This is a genomic window from Pedobacter sp. 01T416_2, from assembly GCF_056398925.1.
In genome coordinates this window covers 1-4714 of record NZ_JBFTQI010000468.1, presented here as the reverse complement: position 1 = coordinate 4714, position 4714 = coordinate 1, and the positions used below count along the sequence as shown (strand labels likewise).

General features: G+C 35.6%; 5 protein-coding genes. All 5 read right to left on the bottom strand.

What is annotated here, in order from left to right; translation table 11 throughout:
• Positions 1 to 306: SNARE-associated domain-containing protein (locus AC1DPQ_RS18175; protein ID WP_477610448.1), on the bottom strand; the 306-nt coding region annotated here is incomplete at its 3' end.
• 64 nt (positions 307 to 370) lie between these two features.
• Positions 371 to 1072, bottom strand: a complete 702-nt coding sequence (locus AC1DPQ_RS18170) for a DUF4397 domain-containing protein (protein WP_477610447.1) — start codon at positions 1070 to 1072, stop codon at positions 371 to 373.
• A gap of 59 nt (positions 1073 to 1131) precedes the next feature.
• Positions 1132 to 1809: a DUF4397 domain-containing protein gene (locus AC1DPQ_RS18165; protein WP_477610446.1), complete on the bottom strand. Its 678-nt coding sequence runs from the start codon at positions 1807 to 1809 to the stop codon at positions 1132 to 1134.
• Positions 1810 to 1894: 85 nt separating this feature from the next.
• Complete coding sequence (dnaN, locus tag AC1DPQ_RS18160; RefSeq protein ID WP_086545224.1) at positions 1895 to 3019, bottom strand: DNA polymerase III subunit beta; 1125 nt, start codon at positions 3017 to 3019, stop codon at positions 1895 to 1897.
• A gap of 33 nt (positions 3020 to 3052) precedes the next feature.
• Positions 3053 to 4714 (bottom strand): gliding motility-associated ABC transporter substrate-binding protein GldG, encoded by a 1662-nt coding sequence (gene gldG / locus AC1DPQ_RS18155; RefSeq protein WP_477610445.1) that lies wholly within the window; start codon positions 4712 to 4714, stop codon positions 3053 to 3055.

Sequence of the window (4714 nt, the reverse complement as noted above, 5' to 3'; positions counted from 1 at the left end):
AAATACACCTGCGCCTAAAACACTTCCGAGTTTATAGTTAACTGTATTTCCTAAAATTGCTGCTACAATTAAAATAATGAGCATGATCCAGATATTTAAACCAGTTTCATGTTCGCCARCAATTAAAGCGCCCATTGCAAAAAGCAACGAGTCGCCAGGAAGGAACGGTGTTACCACAAAACCAGTTTCAGCAAAAATAATCAGGAATAAAATGAGGTAAGTCCAGGTACGGTATTCGTTAACAATTTCAGCTAAATGTACGTCTATATGAAGAATAAAATCTATAAGCTGCTGTAGTAGTTCCATTTATCTAATTTTGGGCAAAAGTATGAATATCAAAGGGATTAAATGCTAGTATATTGCAATAAAATTAGTTGGCTGAGATGATTCGATTTTTAAGTTCTCCCTTTTTATCGCCATCAAATAATATAAGGTAAACCCTACCATTATTGATATTAAGAGAATCTAAGCGTGGTACCACAGGTGGTGGGTTTGTCGCAGTAGGACTAGTTAATTTAAAGGCAAATTTCATGTTTTTATTAACTTTAACCTTTAAAGTTTTAATCGCTCCATATGCAATTGTAGATTCTACAGGTTTGGCTGTATCTGTGCTATCGGTAATTACAACACTAGAGCCTAGTGTGTAACCAAGGTTTAAAAAAGTTAGTTTAGCTGAATCAAGATCTGGTTTTACATCATCGGTATAAACTTTTAATTTTGCAGGATCGCCAGTTTTTTCTTTATAATAAAAAACAGAATAATTCTGTCCGATTTTAAATGTTTGCTCTCCTAATGAAGCTACATCAACACCTGTATTTATATTTCGTGTGGTTATATTATAAGCAGCATCACCTGCAACAACTACATAACTTGTATTTGYATTGTAAGCAACAGGTGTTCCTATTTGTATTCCATTTAAATAGAAACTTTGCGTAGTATCAGTTGAAGCAGCCTGAAAGAATCGAACTTTAGCATCACCTTCAATTAAATTATCGTTTTTGATGCATGAGCTGATTAAAACGGCAAGTATAAGAAGAAGAAATATTTTAGGAAACAATACTTTGTTTTTCATAATTAATCGCTGATGCTAATAAAACGTAAAGATAGCAGAAAGCATATTAAACTTTGAAATTAATTATCGGTAATGATATGTGCTTCTAAGGTTGCTGCCGTTGTGCCACTAAACCAAATGGTATATATCTTTCCCCCTTCTAAAGCCGTACTTTGAATGGTTTTAACATTACCAGAACCCACTACAGTATATCTTAAATTAAATCCTGTATCTACGGCAAAATAGTTAGATGCTTCTTTAAAAGCCAATCCATTAACAAACTGGGTACCGCCTTGTACCATAACATTTATACCAGTGGCAAAATTTGGCGTCAGATTAATTAGTTTGATTTTAGCTTTATCTGACTCTGTATTACTTAAATTATCTTCATAGCTCACTATTTCCATCTCTCCTTTTTTATTGGTAACCAAAAAAGTAGTGTAAGTAATAGATGGCGTAAAGTTTAAAGAGGTATCAGTAGTTGTATTATTTGTGCCGGCATAAGAAACATTTCTATTACCAGAAGGTATTTTTACATAATCGCTGGTTTCGCCAAAGGCTAAAGCAACAGTGGTTAGTTTTTCATTATCTAAATAAACATCCTGATGTATATCGGCCTGCGACGCATTGACCATTTTTACCTTGGCCTGGCCTTTTACTACTTCATCTGGATTGTCCTTTTTACAGGATAATAGGCCTATACTACATAAAATGATGAGCAAAATCAGTGATTTCGAGAGATTGTTATAGATTTTCATTGGTTGTGTGAGTTGATTATAAACAAAAATGGCTCGGTCAAAAACCAAGCCACTTTGTTAATAAAACTAATAAATTAGTTTTTTTTTAATAACTATTATTTAGCATCACAGGCATCACCAACATTAAAACATCCTCATTTTCATCATTGGTTTGTGGAATTAAAAGCCCTGCTCTGTTTGGTGTCGAAAGTTCTAAAGTAACTTCATCACCACTTAAATTGCTCAACATTTCGATTAAAAAGCGTGCATTAAAGCCTATTTCGAGGTCTTCACCATCATATTGGCAGCTTAAACGCTCGTGTGCTTCATTAGCAAAATCTAAATCCTCTGAAGAGATATTTAATTCGCTTCCGCTAATTTTCAGTCTTACCTGATGTGTCGTTTTATTCGCAAAAATTACAACCCTACGAAGTGTATTTAAAAACAAACTTCTGTCGATAATTAGTTTGTTAGGATTATTGGTTGGAATTACCGCCTCATAATCTGGATAACGCTCGTCTATTAAACGACACACTAAATTGATATTTTCGAACTTAAAGAAAGCGCTTGTTGCATTATAATCAACTGATACATTAATATCAGTTGAAGGTAAAGCAGCCTTCAAAAGTGTTAAAGCTTTTTTAGGGAGAATAAATGAGGTTGCTTTATCTGCCTTGCTATCCATACGGCGGTATCTTACCAGTTTATGTGCATCGGTAGCTACAAAGGTAATGTGCTGAGGGGATAACTGACAGAATACACCTGTCATGGCCGGGCGCAACTCATCGTTACTTACCGCAAAAATAGTTTTTGTAATGGCTTCAGTTAAAACAGACGCGGGTAAGTTTACAGAAGATGCGTTTTCCACTACTGGAATCTTCGGAAAATCATCACCATTTTCACCACTTAATTTATACTTACCATCTCCGGCACTGATCTCGATCGCAAAAGTACTATCATCGATATTAAATGCGATAGGCTGATCTGGCAATGTTTTAAGCGTATCTAATAAAATTTTAGATGGAACAGCTACTTTACCTTCTTCCTTTGATTCTACAGCCAAAGCAGTTGTCATGCTGGTTTGCAGATCGGTAGCAGAGATAGTTAAGTTTCCATCTTTAATTTCGAAGAGAAAATTTTCTAATATAGGCAAAACCGTACTGCTGCTTGATGCACCATTTACGGTTTGTAAGTGTTTTAATAGAGTTGATGTGGATACAATAAATCTCATGATATTATTTAGTCTTCTTCAAAAATATAAAAATTATTTAGCGTACTTGTATTTGCGGTGATAATGTTGAAAAATCGCAAAGAATATTAACAATAGCAAGGGTGCCACTACATTTATAAATTGCCATTTCGTTTTTTCGAGCTTAATTTTGGCTTTATCCAACAATCTGATTTTTACTTCTTTATTTCGTAGCGCAATTAAGTTGTCGTTATCCGTAAAATAATCAACAATATTGAGCAATAATGCCTTATTACCAAAAGTACGCTGCGAATAACGGTCGAAACCTAGTGGAGAAGGAGTTCCATTTTGCTCCGATACCTGGTTTTTAAAAATATCGCCATCTCCTATCACAATCATTTTAGCCGGTTTACTTATACTTTCCAGGGTGTAAGGTTGCGTAATGGTAGCTGGTAAGGGGCGCCCGGCAAAAACCGATGGAAAATTACCTTCTAACATTAAACCAACATGCTGTGGTTTACTTTGGAAAGACCGTGGATCTAACTGTTCGCTCACCATTTGCAAGCTAAACAATTTCGGCACATTATACACTTTATTATAGGGAGATGTAGCTAAAATATATGATTTCTTTACACCTTTAACACCAATAGTATCTACTGTACTGGGAAATTCAGATTTCACACCATCCAGCTTTTTCACAACGCTTTCTACAGTATCCGGTAATAAAATCGGGTAATAAATCCAGGGCACCAATTGCATCTGGTTCTGCCCGCCTACAACACCTGTAGAAACCGGAATCTCGGCACTGTTTGCCGGATCGGCAATAATATTATAATTAATCCTTGCACCATACATAAAAAGCATATCATCAAGGTTCAAATTACTGTTAACTGCCATCTGCCCACTTTTTCCCCGCAAGCTATCCAATTCGGCACTTACCTGATCAATACTCCAAAGTACCCTCCCGCCGTTCATTACGAAATAGTTAATTTTGTATTTCTCAGTTTCTGTAAAAGGTTTTTTGGGTTTGGCGATAATCAACATTTTCAATTTATCAAGCCCTGTTTTATCAATGCTATTTAAATCAATCCGGCCAACCAGATAACTGCTAGATAGGGTGTGAATGGCATCAGCCAATTGTAAATCAGATAGTTCGCCATTTGATTCTGAAAAACCAATCCGAGGGTTATCACCAGAAAGTACTTTCTTTAAACTCGAAGTAAAAATATACTCCAGGTTTTCAATAGAGCGGTTTATATTGTCTTCGTAATTTCCGCGGGTATCTAAATTTTGAAAGAGTTTAATGGGAAATTCCTTTCCTTCGCTTTCCATCATCGCCATCGGAAATACGAGTTTCTGCGTTAATCCACTTTCAGTTTTAACGCTTAAACTGGTTGCTTCTATACCGCTTTCGTACAAATTATTGATTACTGTATCTTGATCAGCCTGATTAAGACCCGCTATCGGGTCAACAAAAACCACCTTGACCCCGGTTTTAGCATAGGCTTGATAATCAGATAAAATATCTGACACCGCAGCCTGCAAACGTTTAAACGCAGGTGGTAACTCTCCCGCTAAAAATACAGTAATGATTACCGGTTTTTTATTTTGCTCCAATAAAGATTTCGTTTTATCACTTAAAGTAAAACGCTTATCGGCAGTAAAATCAAAACGATGAAAAGCGTACTGACCTACGATATTTAAAATAATTAACGCGGCTATAACGATGATGATGAT